Annotated in this window: 16 protein-coding genes; 14 read left to right on the plus strand and 2 right to left on the minus strand. The window is 61.1% G+C overall.

Annotation, left to right across the window (positions count from 1 at the left end):
* Nucleotides 1-9 precede the first annotated feature (9 nt).
* Entirely contained in the window at nt 10-558 is a 549-nt protein-coding gene (locus AKG11_RS25400; RefSeq protein WP_050745938.1) for a tetratricopeptide repeat protein, read from the plus strand.
* Here the strand turns inward: AKG11_RS25400 and AKG11_RS25405 are convergent.
* Nucleotides 498-1,178, minus strand: a complete 681-nt coding sequence (locus AKG11_RS25405) for an ABC transporter ATP-binding protein (RefSeq protein WP_050745939.1) — start codon at nt 1,176-1,178, stop codon at nt 498-500. The genes AKG11_RS25400 and AKG11_RS25405 overlap by 61 nt on opposite strands.
* The gene (locus AKG11_RS25410) at nt 1,150-2,124 is read right to left on the minus strand and encodes an ABC transporter substrate-binding protein (RefSeq protein ID WP_050745940.1); all 975 of its coding nucleotides are present in this window, start codon (nt 2,122-2,124) and stop codon (nt 1,150-1,152) included. Before AKG11_RS25410 ends, AKG11_RS25405 begins: the two co-directional genes overlap by 29 nt.
* Nucleotides 2,125-2,327: 203 nt before the next feature.
* Here AKG11_RS25410 and AKG11_RS25415 point away from each other — a divergent pair, with 203 nt between their 5' ends.
* From AKG11_RS25415 to AKG11_RS34695, 13 genes are all read left to right on the plus strand, one after another.
* A complete protein-coding gene (locus AKG11_RS25415) occupies nt 2,328-4,094 on the plus strand; it encodes a PQQ-dependent methanol/ethanol family dehydrogenase (protein ID WP_024270716.1) in 1,767 nt (588 codons plus the stop codon).
* A gap of 113 nt (nt 4,095-4,207) precedes the next feature.
* Nucleotides 4,208-4,894, plus strand: a complete 687-nt coding sequence (locus AKG11_RS25420; RefSeq protein ID WP_037407719.1) for a response regulator — start codon at nt 4,208-4,210, stop codon at nt 4,892-4,894.
* Nucleotides 4,895-5,081: 187 nt separating this feature from the next.
* Nucleotides 5,082-6,233, plus strand: a complete 1,152-nt coding sequence (locus AKG11_RS25425) for an FIST N-terminal domain-containing protein (protein WP_197284019.1) — start codon at nt 5,082-5,084, stop codon at nt 6,231-6,233.
* Nucleotides 6,230-8,419 (plus strand): hybrid sensor histidine kinase/response regulator, encoded by a 2,190-nt coding sequence (locus AKG11_RS25430; RefSeq protein ID WP_088016512.1) that lies wholly within the window; start codon nt 6,230-6,232, stop codon nt 8,417-8,419. Before AKG11_RS25425 ends, AKG11_RS25430 begins: the two co-directional genes overlap by 4 nt.
* 74 nt (nt 8,420-8,493) lie before the next feature.
* Complete coding sequence (locus tag AKG11_RS25435) at nt 8,494-8,931, plus strand: pseudoazurin (protein WP_024270714.1); 438 nt, start codon at nt 8,494-8,496, stop codon at nt 8,929-8,931.
* A 742-nt stretch (nt 8,932-9,673) separates the two neighbouring features.
* A complete protein-coding gene (gene repA, locus AKG11_RS25440) occupies nt 9,674-10,888 on the plus strand; it encodes a plasmid partitioning protein RepA (RefSeq protein WP_050745942.1) in 1,215 nt (404 codons plus the stop codon).
* On the plus strand, nt 10,885-11,886 hold the full coding sequence (gene repB / locus AKG11_RS25445) for a plasmid partitioning protein RepB (RefSeq protein WP_050745943.1): 1,002 nt from the start codon (nt 10,885-10,887) through the stop codon (nt 11,884-11,886). Before repA ends, repB begins: the two co-directional genes overlap by 4 nt.
* 201 nt (nt 11,887-12,087) lie before the next feature.
* Nucleotides 12,088-13,305 carry a plasmid replication protein RepC gene (gene repC, locus AKG11_RS25450; RefSeq protein ID WP_050745944.1) on the plus strand — a complete coding sequence of 406 codons (1,218 nt, stop codon included), beginning with the start codon at nt 12,088-12,090 and terminating at the stop codon, nt 13,303-13,305.
* Between the two features lie 150 nt (nt 13,306-13,455).
* Nucleotides 13,456-14,406 carry an omptin family outer membrane protease gene (locus AKG11_RS25455; RefSeq protein ID WP_157255830.1) on the plus strand — a complete coding sequence of 317 codons (951 nt, stop codon included), beginning with the start codon at nt 13,456-13,458 and terminating at the stop codon, nt 14,404-14,406.
* A gap of 178 nt (nt 14,407-14,584) precedes the next feature.
* Nucleotides 14,585-15,148, plus strand: coding sequence for a hypothetical protein (locus AKG11_RS25460; RefSeq protein ID WP_024270710.1), 564 nt, complete (start codon nt 14,585-14,587; stop codon nt 15,146-15,148).
* Between the two features lie 249 nt (nt 15,149-15,397).
* A complete protein-coding gene (locus AKG11_RS25465) occupies nt 15,398-16,351 on the plus strand; it encodes a DUF1403 family protein (RefSeq protein WP_050745946.1) in 954 nt (317 codons plus the stop codon).
* Between the two features lie 2 nt (nt 16,352-16,353).
* Nucleotides 16,354-17,058 carry an SMC-Scp complex subunit ScpB gene (locus AKG11_RS25470; RefSeq protein ID WP_050745947.1) on the plus strand — a complete coding sequence of 235 codons (705 nt, stop codon included), beginning with the start codon at nt 16,354-16,356 and terminating at the stop codon, nt 17,056-17,058.
* A 126-nt stretch (nt 17,059-17,184) separates the two neighbouring features.
* Complete coding sequence (locus AKG11_RS34695) at nt 17,185-17,508, plus strand: hypothetical protein (protein ID WP_156334136.1); 324 nt, start codon at nt 17,185-17,187, stop codon at nt 17,506-17,508.
* Nucleotides 17,509-17,541 lie beyond the last annotated feature (33 nt).

The raw sequence follows: 17,541 nt of genomic DNA on the forward strand, positions 1-17,541 counted from the left end.
AGACCCACCATGCGTCTTGTCATCGTTACCGCGAGCCTGTTGTTCCTTTCTGCCAACACAACCCTGTCGCAGGCGGATGCCGGCGCCGGCGGCACGCTCAATCCGGAGGAGCTGACGCTGAACCGCGTCATGAAGGATATCGCCGAGGGGCGCACCAGCATGACAATCTGCGCGACCGGCTATTACATCACCAAGTCCGGCCGGCATGAGATGGCGCGCGAACTCTTCGAGCGCTGTGCCGAGGCCGGCTGGACTGGAGCAATGACCTGGATGTCGCAGCTCGATGACAATGGCCTCGGCGGTCCTGAAAACCCCGATGCCGCTGCCGAATGGGACCGCCGTGCAGCCGAAGCCGGCGATCCTGTCGGCAAATTCAACTATGGACTCGACCTGATGCGCGGGCGCGGCGTCGTGGAAAACAAGGCACTCGGCCGCCGCTACATCGACGAGGCGGCCGACAGCGGCCTTCCGTCAGCAAGGCGCCTCAAGGGGGCCGGCTATGACCTCGACGTCGTGACGCCCGACGCCGACAACTGGAAATACGCCCCGGCTTTCTGATCCTCCTCGACAAGCCGTGCCGGCCGGCCCTCCAGGCGAAGGATGCGGCCGGCAAGCCGCTGAGCCTCGGCCCGGACATGGGTGACGAGCAGCGTCGCACAGGGCCGCGCGGTAATCAGTCGCTCGAACAGGCTCATCATTTCATCGGCCAGCACCGGGTCGAGGCTGACGAACGGCTCATCCATCAGCAGGAGATCCGGTCTGGAAGCGAAGGCGCGTGCCAGCGAGAGGCGCCGCTGCTGGCCCAGTGAAAGCATGCCCGGAAAGCGCCCGCCAAGCCCTGCTAGCCCAACCTCCTCCATCCAGTGTCGTGCCTCGATTTCGCTGACACGCGCGACGATGGTGAGGTTCTGCAGAGCCGTGCGCCAGGGCAGGAGAACCGGCTCCTGGAAGACCATCGCGACGCGTTCCGTTGCTTCCAGTCGTCCTTCGAAACGCCTGTCGAGCCCGGCAACGATGCGCAGCAGCGACGTCTTGCCGGCGCCTGAGGGGCCGGTCAGCGCGACGGTTTCACCCGGCACGAGCGAAAGCGCCATCGGGCCAAGCACACGGCCCGGCCCGCCTTTCTCCAGATCGAGCCGCAGGACCGGCTCAGCTGCCGGGATGATGGAAAACGCCATCGGGCAGTTCTTTCAGGTCGCCCACGAGGTCGGCGCCGCCGAGCTCGGTCATGAGGGCAAGCATGCGGGCGGCAGCCTTTTCGTCAACGGCACCCGCCTTCGGCGAACCAGCAAGGAAGCCCGCCTTCAGCGCCTCGAATTCGGCATCGTTCGCCGCCTTCATCATCGGGCGGATACGCGCCCAGGCAGCCGGATCGGACGCCAGCTTTGTCTTGGCGGCATGTGAGGCCGCGGCGATCGCTCCACCAAGACCCGGATTGGCCTTCAACAGTTCACCGCGTACCACATAGCCCACAAGCGGTGTTTGCGGGTCGAGGCCGAGCGCCTCGGCTGCCTTATCGACGGTCATCAGCGGACGCATGCCCGCCGCCTGCATGCGGGCGCCGAAATTCCAGAAATTCAGCGCACCCTGTACTTCGCCGTCGAGCGCTGCCTTGTAGACGAGTGGTGGAGCGCCAAAGATCTGCTCGGTCGTCCCGGAAATATCGAAGCCCTCCACTTTCTGCGCATAGGCGCGCAGGATCAGCCAGCTCTTGTCGATGGGGCTTCCCGCAACACCGATCTTCTGGCCTTTGAGATCCGCAAGCGTTTTGGCCGGACTGTCGGCCGCGACCATAAGGGCGCCGACGGCGCGCGAATAGGGGATGAAGACAAGATCGCGACCGGCAGCGCGCTCGCGCGCCACCCAGAGCCAGTCGGAAACGATCATGTCCACTTCGCCGGCAACGAGCGCGATTTGCGCCGCCGGCGCACCGGCAACATCACTCACATCGAGGGCAAAGCCATTTGTCTTGTCGAAGCCGTAGTGACGGATTGTGTCGGCTTCCCAGTTCACCGTGCCCGAAAGCTGCAGCGCGGCGCGCACGACGGGCGTCTCGGCGAGTGCCGGCGTAAATGACAGGAGCGCGGCCGCAACCGCGCCAGCAACCGATTTCAGGATCGTCATGGGCTCTCCTCCCCTTGATCCCGAGATGCTACCCCCCCACCCTATCGCTCGATATACGACCTATTGACGGGGGGCGAAGAGGCCGGAAACCCGCCGCAACGGGCATTTTACGACCAAGGTCCAATTCAACCCTTCCCGAACAGCACCGATGATCCCCCTCGTGGAGCCCGCGTCCTGCTGCGGGCATGGAGTGGGAGGATGCCATGAGGAAACTCGTATTGGCCGCGATTGCGGCCATCGCCTGTTCGAGCGCCGCTTATGCCGGCGTGACCGAGGACGATCTTGCCAAGGACGCCGAAACCGTCGGCGACGTCTTGACCAACGGCATGGGCCGCGGCCTGCAACGGTTTTCGCCGATGGAGACGCTGAACACCAAGAACGTCAAGAATCTCGTGCCGGCCTGGGCCTTCTCGCTTGGCGGTGAAAAGCAACGCGGCCAGGAAAGCCAGCCGATCATCTATGACGGCATGATGTACATTACCGGCTCCTACAGCCGACTCTATGCCATCGACATCAAGACAGGCAAGGAAGTCTGGCAGTATGACGCGCGCTTGCCCGAGGGTATCCTCCCCTGCTGCGACGTGGTCAACCGTGGCGCGGCGATCTTCGGTGACAACATCTATTTCGGCACGCTCGACGCGCGCATCGTCGCGCTGAACCGCAAGACAGGCGACGTGGTCTGGAACAAGAAGATTGCAGACTACAAGGAAGGCTACAGCTACACCGCCGCCCCGCTGATCGTGAACGGCCTCGTCGTGACGGGCAATTCGGGCGGCGAGTTCGGCGTCGTCGGCGAGGTGCAGGCACGCAATGCCGAGACCGGCGAGCTCGTCTGGACCCGTCCCGTCATCGAAGGGCATATGGGAACCTTCAAGGGCAAGGAAAGCACGATGACCGGGACGCTCAACGCGACCTGGCCGGGCGACCTGTGGAAGACGGGCGGGGGAGCGACCTGGCTTGGCGGTTCCTATGACGAGGACACCAAGACATTGATCTTCGGCGCAGGCAATCCGGCTCCGTGGAACAGCCATCTGCGCAATGCTGGCAAGCCTGTGGAAGGCAACAAGGGCGACAACCTTTATGCCGCCTCGCGCCTCGGTATCGACCCCGAAAACGGCGAGATCAAGTGGCACTTCCAGACGACACCCCGCGAAGGCTGGGATTTCGACGGCGTGAACGAGGTCGTTCCTTTCGTCGACAAGGACGGGAACAAGCGCTTCGCCACTGCAGACCGTAACGGCTTCTTCTACGTGCTGAACCGCGAGGACGGGAAATTCGTCGCCGCCCATCCCTTCGTGAAGAACATCACTTGGGCCAAGGGTATCGATGAGACCGGCAGGCCGATCTACAACGAGGACAACCGTCCGGGCGATGCGGCCGCGGCCGCTGACGGCGCGAAAGGCCAGCAGGTCTTTGCCGTGCCCTCGTTCCTCGGCGGCAAGAACTGGATGCCAATGGCCTATAGTCCGAAGACGGGCCTGTTCTACGTGCCTTCCAACGAATGGGGCATGGACATCTGGAATGAGCCCATCAGCTACAAGAAGGGCGCGGCTTACCTCGGTGCCGGTTTTACCATCAAACCGCTCTTCGAGGACCATATCGGCAGCCTCAAGGCAATCGACCCGAGCACCGGCGAAATCAAGTGGGAATACAAGAACAGTGCTCCGCTATGGGGTGGCGCGATGGCAACGGCCGGCGGCCTCGTGTTCTTCGGTACTCCGGAAGGCGACTTCGTCGCGCTCAACAACGAGACCGGCGAGGAATTGTGGAAATTCCAGACGGGCTCGGGCATCGTCGGCCAACCAGTGACCTGGGAGCAGGACGGCGAGCAGTATGTGTCCGTGATTTCGGGTTGGGGCGGCGCCGTTCCGCTGTGGGGCGGAGAGGTCGCGAAGAAGGTCAACTACCTCAATCAGGGCGGCACAGTCTGGACCTTCCGCCTGCCAAAACAACTGGCCTCGCTGGACTGAGATGAAGAGCCGGGCGGTAACGCCCGGCTTTGTTGCTTTGGCGCTGGCCGAAAGGCCGATGAAGACGGACGAATTTGATGCTAAGCTACCGCCAGCCCTATCGGGAATTTCGCATGATACCAGTTCTAGTGCCGGAAAAACCTCTTCGCATGCTGCGGTCGGCGCTGATTGTCGACGATCATCCGTTGTTCTGCGATGCATTGTCGATGACGCTGACGGGACCGGTGGGCATTCCGGATGTCGAAGCCGTCGGCACGCTGGAAGCGGCGCTGACGCGGCTTGCCAGCGGGCCGTCGCCAGACGTTGTCGTGCTCGATCTCAACCTGCCCGACGTCAACGGCCTCGATGGCGTGGTGCGCCTGCGCCAGGCAGCGCCGGAGACGCCGATCGTCGTCGTCTCGTCGCTCGATGAGGTTCGTATCGTGCGGGCGGCCCTGAAGGCCGGCATCAATGCCTTCGTGCCAAAACATGCTTCGCGCGAAGAATTCCGCGAAGCCTTCGCCGTCATCGCACGCGGGGAGATCCACGCAAGCCGGCTGGCACTGGAAGGATCCGTACCGAGCCCCTCGGAAGAGGCGGTCAAGCGGCTTGCATTGCTGACGCGCCAGCAGGCCCGCATCCTGCAGCTTGTCTGTGCTGGCCGCATGAACAAGCAGATCGCCTACGAGCTTTCCATCGCCGAGACGACGGTGAAAGCGCATGTCACCGCCATCATGCGCAAGCTCGGTGTGCAGACACGCATGCAGGCGGTGCTGTTCGCGCAGGAAGCAAGCTTTGCAATCATGGTTACTGACACCTGAAGGTGGTTTTGGAAGGCCAGTGCGGGACTTCCGGCATGGCGGTGCGTGAACGTGTCGATCGGCCAATTCGTCGGGATTTTCTGGCGGATACTAAGACCATCGGCTAACGGCTTCATTCCCCGCTGGCGCGGCCCCGCGGCGGATGCTTAAGATAGAGACGGGGGAACGGCGGAGGAGGCCATCGCCCGTGGATGAACACTTCGTTACCCGTGCGCTCGTATCGGCGCATGAGAGCTGTCCGGTTGCGCGCCTGGCTGCGGGTCTTGGCCCCGGCCCGTTTGCGCTTGTCCTGCTCTTTGTTTCACCCGAAGCGGATGTCGCGGCCGTCGTTTCGGAGAGCGCCAGAGCTTGGCCGGGTGCCAGGATCGCCGGCTGCACCACGGCCGGAGAAATTTCCGGGGCGGGCTATGAGGAGGAGAGCATTGTCGCAGTCGGGTTTCGCGCAAATCATTTCGCTGCCGAAACATTTTTGATCCAGAACCTCTCCACGCTTGCCGCCGACACGCTGTCCGATACTCTGCTACACATCCGCCAGACCCTTGCCCGCGATCACGGCCATTTGGCACAAGAGTTCGCCCTCCTCCTCGTCGACGGGCTTTCAGCGCGCGAAGACGAACTTGCCTCCGCACTCGCCGCCGCTACGGGTGCGATGCCTTTGATCGGCGGTTCGGCGGGAGACGGCGTCCATTTCCGGGAAACGCTCGTCTTTGAGGGCGAGCGGCTTCTCCCCAATGCTGCGGTCATCTCGGTGATCCGTGGCGACTGTCCGTTGCGCCCGTTCAAGATGGATCACATCAAGCCGACGGAGCGACGGATGGTCGTAACCGAGGCAAATCCCGCAGCCCGCATCGTGCGGTGTATCAATGGCGAGCCGGCGGTACGGGAATATGCCCGCCTGATCGGCATGGAGCCGGAGAGCGTCAACACCCTCACCTTTGCCATTCATCCGCTGACCGTGCGGATGGGAGACCGTCACCACGTCCGCGCCATTCAGCGGGTACTGCCATCCGGCGAGCTGCTGTTCTTCTCAGCGATCGACGAGGGCATGGTGCTTACCATCGCCGAGCCGCACGATCTGGTAGGGCATCTTTCAACAGAGCTGCAGGCGTTGAAGGATCCGGCCGATCCCGTCGCAGTTCTCGCCTTCGACTGCATTCTGCGGCGCATCGAGGCACAGGAGCGGCAGATGACAGGTCCTGTCTCCGAACTTCTGCGCCAGCACGGCGTCATCGGCTTTTCCACCTATGGTGAGCAGATCGGCCCCATGCACATCAACCATACGATGACCGGCTTCGCCTTCTACCCACCCGGTACCGTCGTTTCGGAAGGCGGCCCATGAGCACCCGGATTTCCGACGGCCTGTTTGATCCGGCCGATGGCGATAGCCGCAACCTCGAGAAAATGCTCATCATCGCTGACGCGCTGATGCGTCATGTCGAGCAGAATACCGGCGACCGTGGCGCCGCCTTCGAGCAGTTCCGGCGTGCGGCCATGCTCGAAGAAAGGGTTCGTCAACGTACGCGGGATCTCGAAGCGACGCTGAAACTGCTCAACGAGGCCAACAGCGCCACGGAGCGCGCGCGCCGTGACCTGTCCCAGGCGATCGAGGCCATCGAGGAAGGGTTTGCGCTCTTCGATCCGGCTGAAGTGCTCGTGCTCTGCAATTCCCGCTTCTGTCGAGACCTCGTGGACATTCACGAGAAACTTGCCCCCGGCATTACCTTTGCCGACTATGTGGAAACCGCCAGCCGCTCCACATACCTCGCCCTCCCCCGCGGCGTGACGCCCAAATCCTGGGTAGCCGAGCGCATGCGCCTGCACCGGGCACGGCAGGTCTTCAATGTCGGGCTTAGTGGTGACCGTTGGCTTCAGGTCAGCGAGCAACGAACAGCCGATGGCGGCACTGTCATTCTCCAGACCGACATTACTGACCTGATCCGCATGGAGCGCTCCGAACGTGGCAAGCTGCTCGATGACCAGGCCCGTATGATCCGGGCCACGCTGGAGCACATAAATCAGGGTGTCGGCATTTTCGACGCCAACCGCCGACTGGTGGGATGGAACAGCCGGGTCGCGCAGCTGTTCGACATTCCGCCACGCCTCCTACGCCGAGGAATACCCTTCGAGCTGCTGGCAGACTACATCGGCGACGCCATCACCCTTGGCGATGGTTTTTCCGGTGACACCTTGCGTCAGTGGATCGATGGCCGGCTACCGCGCGGGCCTCTATCCTTTGAGATCACTCATGCCTCCGGCATCATCCTCGATGTCTTCGCGCAGGAAGTGCCAGGGCGCGGCTTTGTCATGTCCTTTGCCGATGTCACGCGCGAGCGGCTCGCCATCCACGCCATGATCCGCGCCAACAACTCGTTGGAAGCGCGCGTGGCAGCGCGCACCGGCGACCTTGCGGCCGCCCTTGCCGAAGCCGAGCGTGCCAACTCAGCCCGCGTGCGCTTCGTCGCCGCGGCAAGCCATGACCTCCTGCAGCCGCTTTCCGCCGCGAAGCTTTTCGTTGCCGCCGCAAGGGATGACGCGGAAGCGACCCCGATGCGTGGGACACTCGAAAAAGCGCACAACGCCCTCGTCAGCGTAGAGGGTATTCTGGGCGCCCTGCTCGATATCTCCCGGCTGGAGGCTGGCGGGACGGCGGTCGATATAGGGCCGGTTCCCCTCTCCCTGCTCCTCCGGCAGCTTACAGATGAATTCGCCCCGATCGCGGCCCGCAAGGGACTGAGGCTCGATATCCTGCCTTGTGGTCTTACGGTTTCGAGCGACCCGACGTATCTACGCCGCATCCTGCAGAATCTGATCAGCAATGCGATACGGTACACCGCGAGCGGCCGCATCCTCGTTGGCCCGCGTCGTGTGAACGGTCATGTGCGTGTCGAGGTCCACGATACGGGACCGGGCATCGCGGCGGACCAGCAGCAGGCGATCTTTCGTGAATTCCACAGGGTTCAGGGATCAGCCTCAGCCTCCGAAGGCATGGGGCTTGGCCTCGCCATCGTGGAGAGGGCTTGCGCTCTTCTCGGCCACCGCCTTGATCTGCGCTCCACACCCGGTCGCGGCACCTGTTTTTCCGTCGACCTCGCCCGCATGGCATCCCGGGCTAACCCCATCTACCGCGAAGCAACGCCTGTCATACCGGAAGAACCCGGCGACAACAGCGACCGGATCGCACTTCTCGTCGAAAACGATGTGGGTTTGCGCAGGGCCATTGCCCTGCTCCTGGAACGGCGCGGGGTCAGCGTGCTGGAGGCGGCCAGTGGCGAGGAGGCGCTTTCGCTGCTCGACGAAATCGGCATCGTGCCCGACCTCTACCTCATCGACCAGCAACTCGATGGCGCGCTTACCGGCATCGAGACGGTAGAGGCTTTGCACGCCCAACATGGTGCGCGCCCTACCCGCATCCTGACGGCCGATCGCAAGCCGCAAACGCGGCTGGCAGCAGAAGCTGCCGGCATCGAGATCATGTACAAGCCGATTGCTGCCGATGCGCTGGAAGCCTTCGTGCTTGCCGGCTGATCCGGCACCAAGGTCGCATTGCGACACTACCCACACCATGGGACATCCCTCCATCCGATCTGGAGGAGGATGTAATGACGAGACTTTTGGCCATGACGGCCCTGATGGTTCTTGCAGGCGGCGCAGCCCAAGCCGCAGAGCATGCAGTCAAGATGCTGAACAAGGGCGAGAGTGGCGCCATGGTTTTCGAGCCCGCCGCCATCGCTGCAGAGCCAGGCGACACGGTTCGCTTCATCCCCTCCGACAAGAGCCACAATGTCGAAGGTATCAAAGGCATGCTTCCCGAAGGCGTCAAACCCTTCAGGAGCAAAGTCAACGAAGAGTATGTACTGACGGTCGCCGAGCCCGGCTACTACGGCATCAAGTGCTCGCCTCACTACAGCATGGGCATGGTCGCCCTCATTCGCGTGGGCGACGGATCCGCCAATCTCGACACCGCAAAATCGGTCAAGCTTCCCGCGAAGGCCGGCGAACGAATGAAGGTCGCCTTTGAGACGCTGGCGGCGCAGTAGTCCGCGAAAAACTGGGCCACAAGCCGGCTCTTGGAGCCGACGATCGCCGGCATTCTCAAATGCGCCATAGCCTAACTCCACCGGACCGCCCTCGGGGAATGATCTCGAGGCGGCTGGTCGGCGCGTTTGAATGTGCAAGGACCACATCTCCTGCCGCCAAGCGCCGGATCCATTCCATGGCGCGTCGCCGCACGCATCGGGCGCGCTATCGACTGAAGGAAATGCCCCGCATATTCGTGGGGCGCGACCTCCCGCAGGGCTCCACCTAGGCTACCACCCCTGGCGGAGGCGCGACAGAACGCGTTGAACTACGGTTGCCTGGCCCCTATAGCCAGCGCACCCACTCGGATCGCACTCCATCAATCCGGGTCAGGCGACGGAGCGGGCATCCCTTCCCGCACGCTCTGCGCGGTACTCCTCTAGCGACCGACAGCAGCACTCGAACGGCCAATAAACCGCCACCAACCGACCACCCGCACTGACACGGTCGATGATATACCCCACGCATCACTTCTCCCTCGCAGCCTTCACATTCCCGACGCCGGCGGCGATCAGGCAAATTGGAACTTTACAATTGTAAAGTCCTCTGCCCGGCACGGCGGACTTTACAACTGTAAAGCTTGAGCTCCGAACCGGAACACTAACGTCTCGTTAAGGAAAAACGCCTTGTAGAATCGGCAAGTCTCTGCCTATCGTGACGGAAATGGGTCCGCACAGCGCCCACAACCGTCAAGAGGATTGAATGCTTCACTCGGCTTCTCACAACGTCAGAGATACCGCATCGAAGATCGAGGGCTATACAGCAAAGCTTTCGGCCGAACTGCATGATATGCGCGAGACCGCCTATTTTCCAACGGCAAGAAAGACCTTCGCGCGGACATTCTCAACCACCGACCTCGCTCGCCTTCTCAAAGTTCCGGAGAGCACTCTCCGACAGCTGACGATCGAAGGAAAGGGGCCCCAGCCGGAAAGAGCCGAAAACAACAGGCGGACCTACACCGTGGAACAGGTGAAGGAGCTCCGCACGTTTCTCGCCGCACTTCGTCCGGATGAGGCCGAGGAACTTCTTCCCCAGCGGCGCAACGGGGAAAAGCTGCAAGTCATCGCCACTGCGAATTTCAAGGGCGGCAGCTCGAAGACCACCACGTCGATCCACTTGGCGCACTTCCTGGGTCTTCAGGGCTATCGGGTCCTATGCATCGATCTGGACCCCCAGGCATCGATGACCGCACTCTTCGGTATCCAGCCCGAATTTGATCTGGGTGAAAACGAAACGGCCTACGCCGCCATTCGATATGACAACGAGCGCCGTTCGCTGGCCGATGTCATCCGCCCGACCTATTTCCCGGGTGTCGATCTCGTCCCGGGCAACCTCGAGCTCATGGATTTTGAGTTTGACACACCGTCCTACCTAACCTCGCGGAACCGTGATGATCTTGGCCTCTTTTTCGAGCGCATGAGCAATGCCCTCTCGCATGTCGAAAATCGCTACGACATCGTCATTCTCGATACGCCGCCATCATTGGGCTATTCAACGCTTGCGGCCCTCTATGCAGCCACCTCACTGATCATCACCGTTCATCCTGCCATGCTCGATGTGGCGTCCTGCAACCAGTTCCTCATCATGATCTCCGATCTCTCCGAAGTTCTCGGGCAGTTCGGTGCACGGTTCGAGCATGACTTCTTCCGCTTCCTGCTGACCCGTGTGAACCCCAACGACGGGCCACAGAAATACATGTCCGGCGTGATGCGCAGGCTGTTCGGGGACGATGTGCTTGTCGCCGAAGCATTGGAATCGACCGCAATCGCCGGCGCGGCAGTTGCCAAGAAAACACTGTACGAACTCGAGGCGGGGGAGGTGGGTCGCGAGGCGCTCAAGCGCGCCATCGAGAGCGCTGACCGCGTGAACTTCGAAATCCTCGGTCTGGTCCAAAAGGTATGGGGGCGTAGCGCATGAAGAAGAGCATTCTTCAACGAATGACCGATGCCGAAAACCGCGGAGATGCGGTACCGGCGTCGGACGCGCAGGAGAAGATGTTGCCATCCCGCCGACATTCGTCGCCCGTCATTTCCAATGTCGGCCGGGTCCTCACCCAATTGACCGAGGACAGCATCATCTCGCTCGACCCCGACAAGGTTGAGCGGTCCCCGTTCAAGGATCGCTTCGACAATGACGAGGATGCCGATCAGGCGCTTGAGGCTCTCAAGATATCGATCGCCAGCGAAGGTCAGAAGATACCGGTTCTTGTCCGGCCACATCCGACAAAGCCCGGCCAGTATCAGCTGGCCTACGGATATCGTCGATGGGCGGCAATCAAAGCGATCATGGGAGATGCCGAACGACCGGAGACGATCAAGATAAAGGCCTATGTGCGTGATCTGACCGATCGCCAGCTGATCGAGGAACAGTCCCTCGAAAATGGCGTGCGCGAGAACCTCACCTGGATCGAGCAGGCGATGTGGGCCGTCCAGCTGAAAGGCGCCGGTCTCTCGCATCGAGCGATATGCCCAATCTTGGGTCTTTCCGAAGCGGCTGTATCCCATCTCTTCCGGGTTACAGCCGTTGTACCGGACGATGTCATCCTTGCAATCGGCAGGGCAAGGGGTGTTGGCCGTCCAAAATGGACGGCGTTTGCGGAGCTTCTGAAGGAACCGGGACGGCTTGAAGCCGTACGGAAGGTGGTTCGGGCTCCCGAGTTCCGCAAGGCGGACAACCTAGAGCGAATTGCCCAGGCGATGCGTGCTGCAAGCAGCATGCCGGTGACGCCTGATGTGGTGGAAGCGGACGAAACGATCGATTTCACCCTTGGCGCACGGGTTTTTGGCCGGATGAAGAATGCAGCGTCGGGAATGACGCTCACGATCCCCAAAAAGGAGAAGGCATTTGCGCATTGGTTGGCCAAACGAATGCCGGCGCTGATGCATGAATACGGAGAATTTTCCGACCCTTCGTAAGAGGGCGCGGAAGGAGCAACCAGACCAAAACGGTCGAAAAGGAGAGACCAGCACAAAAGGAAAAGGCCCCCAAACGTTGCCGTCGTGGAAGCCCTCCTCAGTAGTAGCATCCTGAGAATCGCATTTCCACGAATCACAGTCAAGAGTTTTTGGCGCCGTTTTGGCGAGCGGTTTCCTTTTGCCTGTAGAAAGGTGAAGGAAATGCAGAGTGGACATGTGACGACGCCGTTCGGGCGGCGGTCGATGACGCTTGCCCTGGTGAAAAACCAGCTTGCGACAGCCGAATGCAGCCCGAACAAGACGGCTGACAAGTGGAAAATCTTCCGGGACGTCTGCGAGGCGAAGGATATCTTCGACCTCCAGGACCGGTCGCTAGCCGTGCTCCATGCATTGCTCAGCTTCTATCCGGGTTCTGCCCTCTCCAATGAGGGAAGCGGACTGGTGGTGTTCCCGTCAAACGCCCAGCTATCCATCCGTGCCCATGGAATCGCGGGGACGACGCTACGCCGGCATCTTTCCGCGCTCGTTGATGCCGGCTTGATCGAGCGCCGGGACAGCCCAAATGGCAAACGCTACGCCCACAGGGGCAGAGGAGGGGAGATCGAAGCCGCGTTCGGTTTCAGCCTTGCGCCCCTGCTCGCGCGCACCGCCGAGCTCGCTGCCTATGCTCAACGGGTCGCCGCAGAACGTCTCCGGTTCAAGCGCACCAGGGAGGCGCTGACGCTTTGCCGGCGCGACATCCGCAAGCTCATATCGGCTGCCATGGAGGAGGGGGCCGATGGCGATTGGGCCACAATGGAGAACATCTTCCTCGGGCTCGTAGCAAGCCTTCCACGCTCGCCTCGCCATGAACAGATCCAAGCCGTTCTCGACAAGATGGAAAAACTTCGCGAGGAAATCGTCAACCGGTTGGAAATACAGCTAAATGTAGGAAATATAGACGCCAATGATATCCATAATGGATGCCACATACAGAATTCAGATCCTGACTCTACTCATGAACTTGAACCACGCTTTGGAAAAGAGCTGGACGAAATCACAGCGCGCAAACCGCAACGGTCTGCCGAGCCGTTGAGGACGTTTCCTTTGGCATTGGTGCTAAAGGCCTGCCCCCAACTGGCCGACTACACCCCGACCGGCCGGATAGCCCATTGGCGGGATCTGATGGCGGCAGCAGTCGTCGTTCGCTCCATGCTGGGCGTCAGCCCATCTGCCTATCAAGCGGCATGTCAGGTGATGGGGGCGGAAAATGCAGCTATCGCCATGGCCTGTATCCTTGAGCGAGCAGAGCACATCAACTCTGCCGGGGGTTATCTTCGAGACTTGACGAAAAAGGCGGCACGCGGCGAGTTCGGTCTTGGCCCAATGGTCATGGCGGCGCTCAAGGCAAATACCGCCGATGAAAGGCTGAGAGCATGACAAGTATCGCCTCTGTTCGAGAGGGTGGCGCCGAAAATCCTGTGCAAATCTGCAACGCTGCTTCGTCTTCTTAAGGTTCGTGAGACGAAGTCGTTGAGAAAGAATTCGTCTGTCGCCAGTAGTAGACCGGACATGCCGGAGGGATCGTTGATGAAAATTCAAACACTTCAATACGCCTTGATTGCCCTGGTGTTCGGCATATCCAGTGCACGAGCCAACGATCTGATCGCCCGCGCTACAGACGGAACCTTCTGGCTGTCCGGGGGGGTCGGCCTCATGTCGATCGAAGCGCGTGAATATGTCTATCTCGGGAACGACAAGGCCAGCCAGCTGGACTGGGATACGGACGGAGTGGTGGTCTATACGGCAGCTACCGGGGCTGAACTTGAGGGAAATTGGCACGTCAAGGGGAGGGTAGACCTTGGTTTTGGCGGTGACGGCCACATGGTCGATTACGACTGGGTCCCGGGCTTTGCCATTGACCAGAGCATGGACGGTTGGAGTGATCGTTCCGTTCACCCTGATACCCGTCTCGACTACTATTTCAGCGGTACGCTCGAATTCGGCCGGGATATCTTCGCGGATGAAAGCACCAATGTCAGCCTTGGCGGCGGTTTCAAGTATACCGAGGTCCGCTGGGAAGCCTTTGGCGGTTCGTATATCTACAGCGACGGTGGTCTGCGCAACGACATTGGCGACCTTCCCGCAGACGTAAACGCCATTTCCTACAAACAAGAAATCCCGACAGTCTTTGTCGGAATCGACGGTTCAACACGCTTCGACCGTCTGACCCTTGCGGGTAGTATCAAGGGTGGCCTGACGACAGGCATCAACGATCAGGATGATCACTGGCTGACCGGGACCCGATTCTTCGGTGATATGAAGGTGGCGCCGGTCCTGATGCTCAATGTCGCAGTCGATTATCAGCTCACGGATACGGCGTCCTTCTATATCGCTGGCAATTTCGAGAACTTTTTTCGCAGGAAGGGGGACTTGAATTCGACGGAAACAGCGAGCGGAACCGCAACCCTCTACAGGAATGCCGCCGGTGCCTCGTTGAGAACCATGTCGTTCCAGATGGGGCTTCGCGCCCGCTTCTAGAGTGGCCGAGCGGAGGCCAGTTCAACGGAATTGCCTTGCTCTCGCAAGGATCACCTGGAGGAGGGGCTTCTTTGTCAGGTAGCAAGACAAGCATATGGCCTAGCAGCATGGCAAAACTGTTTCAGAATGCCCTTAGAGGGCGCCAACACGACTTTTCCAGGCCACCGGGGAACATTGAATGAGCGACGCTTTCGGTTTCATGTTCGGTTTCTACGGACTGTTGCTCGGCTTTGCGGTCGCCGAAGTGGTATCAGGCTTCTCGCGGGCCTATGACGAACGCCACACCCGCAAGCTTGGTTTCGTTGCGCCCTTGTTCGGGATCCTTCTTCTTGTCGATCTGATTACGTTCTGGATGAATGCCTGGGCATACCGTCAGCTCCCCGAAATCAGCTATCCGGTAGCGTTCGCCGTAACTCTCGTCGCACTGCTTTACTACTTTGCTGCCACGCAGGTTTTCCCGAAGGCCACGGAGACGGACACGCTTGATGCCCATATCATGGCGCACCGACGGGAGGTCGCCTTCTGCGTCCTGGCGAGCAACCTGCTAACCCAGATCCCGCCCGCCACCTTGGCCTTCACGACGCCGTGGCCTCCGGTGGATATCGCCCTCTGGGCCAGCCTGAACCTGACCTATTATACGCTGCTTTGCACGGCCGCCCTGGCGAGAAGCAAGACGGTCGTCGGATGCGCGCTCGGCACCGCAATAGCCTTCGTCCTTGGCGCAACGGCGATCTTTGCATGAGCCGCACTCGGCTCTCGGCTTGAGAAATACTTCTTTCTCCAGTCGGCCGATTAACGTTATATGGGCGAGCCGATGTTTAACATCGGCAGCTGCGAGGGAAGCTTCAACACCGATTTTGCCGTATCTGCCTTAAATTTGATAGAATGACCGATAAGGCAATCTTATCCATCATTATATAGGAAAGACAAGCCGTGCGGTTTATGTCGCAATCTATAGAATAAACCGCGCACCGATTATAGGATGGCGGCCATGGATTCGCCCGTCACCCCTCTCGTCGCCTCGCCGGTATTCCCGGCCGCCTTGCCCGGCTGGACCCTGCCGTGTGGCCGCGCTCCGGACGATCTTGCTGCTGCCTTCGCCGCCGGGATCGCATTGAAATCGCTGGACGATCTTGTCTGCACCGCGCCCGTTTGGGCCGGCTGCTGGCGGTCTCGTCAGGCCCTCAAATGTGCCGCTGTCGCCGTCCGGCTGATGGGGCGCAGCGAGGACGAGTCGGCGTTGCGCGATGCCGTCCTGTTGACGGCCGCTGGTGACGATCCCGGCCCGGCCGGAAGGGTGTTTTTGGCCACCAAAAGGTTTTCCGCACGAAAACCCGCCTTCTCGTCGAAGGCGGTGGCTGAGCTTGCCGATCTGTTGGGCCTGGCTTGGGACGATCGGTTGGCCGCGGCCGTCGACCTTGCTGACGACGCGTTACAATCCGGCCGTCCCGCGCCGCTTGCCGCGGCGGACCTGGTGAGCGCCATCTATGCTGCGCGCCCGGATGCCGAGCCGCTCGCCTGGGCGCTGGCCGATCTGCTGATCGCCGCGCAGCTGAAATGGGATTGTGCCGTGCCGCTGCTGATGGCCGAGCGCTATGGACCGGCCTTCAAGACGCTTGGGGGCAGGGGCCGCGTGCGCCCGGGCGAGCCGGCCTTTGCCCGAGCCGTCTGCTTGGCCCTCACCGAGGCAACGGGCGCGGCCCTGCGCAGCGCCGGCGAGATCGCGCGGCGCGCCGAGACGCTGCGTGTCGCCGCGCCAAAGGTGCGCACGAAAGGCGCCGGGGCCGTCATCCAGGCCTTGCTCGATGAGGACGCGGTGGCCGCCTCCGCGCCCGGCAGCAATCTCTCGCGCTGGGCGGCAACCCGGCTATTCGACAGGCTGGAGGGCGTTGGCGCCGTGCGCGAACTGTCAGGCCGCAGCGCGTTCCGGATTTTTGGACTGTGACGATGGCTGAGCCGGAGGGAGTCAAACCACCGCGTGGCAAATGGCGCACTGGGCAAGCGAACGCGGGAGATGAACATCTCTTCGATCGGGAGCTGGTGGAATTGCCGCCGGAGCTGCGCTGGCGCGAATGGATGCTGCGCGTCGAGGCGGTGATCTTTGCCGCGGCAGAGCCGGTCGGCCGCGAGACGCTGGCGCGTGTCGTCGGCAAGGACTGCAGCATCGACCTCTTGATCGACGACCTGCAGGAAGAACTCCGGGACCGCCCCTATGAGATCGTCTTCGTCGCCGGCGGCTGTCAGCACCGAACGCGTTCGCGTTTCGCCGGCTCGATCCGGGCGTCGCAGGCATCGACGCGGAGTGCGGCGCCGGCGCTGTCCGACTTCGAGGCCATGGTGCTGATGGCGATCGCGTATTTCCAGCCGATCACCCGGGGCGACCTGTCGAAGATTTTCGGCAAGGAGGTTAGCCGCGACACGATCGCCGCCCTGCGCAATGCCAATTTCCTCGCCTCCGGCCCGCGCAGCCCGACACCCGGCGCGCCCTATACCTATGAAACGACAAAGCATTTTTTGACGGCCTTCGGCATGCAGACGCTGCGCGATCTGCCCGACATTGAGGCGCTGGAGGATGCAGGGCTGCTCAGTCGGAACGGGGTAGCGAGGGAACTGGATACAGCTGAAGAGCCCGAGAGGGAGGAGGATGGCTAGAGGCCAAGAGGGATCGTCTGCAGCTACACAGGATATGCGTCGGAAGCCGCATTGCAAAGCTGTCCGTCCTCGGCTAGTCCAGAACCGTTATCGTATTTTTCAACTTTTGTTTGCATTGCTAAGCTCATGCTGCCACGCGACTACCGCTTACACGAGCTGAACGAAGACGAGTTCGAGAAACTCGTCGTTCGTATTTGCGTGCGCTGGCTCGGAGACGGTGTGTCGCCCTTCGCCAAGGGAAAAGATGGTGGCCGCGACGGAAAATTTCATGGCACGGCCAATTCGTTTCCGAGCAAGTCCTCCCCGTTCTCCGGCCATTTCGTCCTTCAGTCGAAACACATCGGTGCGCCCGATAAGTCGTGTTCGGATTCCGATTTCGCGACACTTCTTCGCAAGGAGCACCCTAAGAGGCTGCCTCAAAAAGAGGTGGGTGATTTCAACAGGTTATGATTCCTTCGGATTTGCGAGATTCGATGGAGTTCA

It is taken from the genome of Shinella sp. SUS2 (genome assembly GCF_001262505.1).
In the GTDB taxonomy this organism is placed as follows: Bacteria; Pseudomonadota; Alphaproteobacteria; order Rhizobiales; family Rhizobiaceae; genus Shinella.

What these genes read in the sequence shown, in the direction of transcription:
- AKG11_RS25400 (WP_050745938.1), top strand. Translation starts at nt 10, where the DNA reads ATGCGTCTTGTCATCGTTACCGCGAGCCTGTTGTTCCTTTCTGCCAAC.
- AKG11_RS25405 (WP_050745939.1), bottom strand. Translation starts at nt 1,178, where the DNA reads ATGGCGTTTTCCATCATCCCGGCAGCTGAGCCGGTCCTGCGGCTCGAT.
- AKG11_RS25410 (WP_050745940.1), bottom strand. Translation starts at nt 2,124, where the DNA reads ATGACGATCCTGAAATCGGTTGCTGGCGCGGTTGCGGCCGCGCTCCTG.
- AKG11_RS25415 (WP_024270716.1), top strand. Translation starts at nt 2,328, where the DNA reads ATGAGGAAACTCGTATTGGCCGCGATTGCGGCCATCGCCTGTTCGAGC.
- AKG11_RS25420 (WP_037407719.1), top strand. Translation starts at nt 4,208, where the DNA reads ATGATACCAGTTCTAGTGCCGGAAAAACCTCTTCGCATGCTGCGGTCG.
- AKG11_RS25430 (WP_088016512.1), top strand. Translation starts at nt 6,230, where the DNA reads ATGAGCACCCGGATTTCCGACGGCCTGTTTGATCCGGCCGATGGCGAT.
- AKG11_RS25435 (WP_024270714.1), top strand. Translation starts at nt 8,494, where the DNA reads ATGACGAGACTTTTGGCCATGACGGCCCTGATGGTTCTTGCAGGCGGC.
- repA (WP_050745942.1), top strand. Translation starts at nt 9,674, where the DNA reads ATGCTTCACTCGGCTTCTCACAACGTCAGAGATACCGCATCGAAGATC.
- repB (WP_050745943.1), top strand. Translation starts at nt 10,885, where the DNA reads ATGAAGAAGAGCATTCTTCAACGAATGACCGATGCCGAAAACCGCGGA.
- repC (WP_050745944.1), top strand. Translation starts at nt 12,088, where the DNA reads ATGCAGAGTGGACATGTGACGACGCCGTTCGGGCGGCGGTCGATGACG.
- AKG11_RS25455 (WP_157255830.1), top strand. Translation starts at nt 13,456, where the DNA reads ATGAAAATTCAAACACTTCAATACGCCTTGATTGCCCTGGTGTTCGGC.
- AKG11_RS25460 (WP_024270710.1), top strand. Translation starts at nt 14,585, where the DNA reads ATGAGCGACGCTTTCGGTTTCATGTTCGGTTTCTACGGACTGTTGCTC.
- AKG11_RS25465 (WP_050745946.1), top strand. Translation starts at nt 15,398, where the DNA reads ATGGATTCGCCCGTCACCCCTCTCGTCGCCTCGCCGGTATTCCCGGCC.
- AKG11_RS25470 (WP_050745947.1), top strand. Translation starts at nt 16,354, where the DNA reads ATGGCTGAGCCGGAGGGAGTCAAACCACCGCGTGGCAAATGGCGCACT.
- AKG11_RS34695 (WP_156334136.1), top strand. Translation starts at nt 17,185, where the DNA reads ATGCTGCCACGCGACTACCGCTTACACGAGCTGAACGAAGACGAGTTC.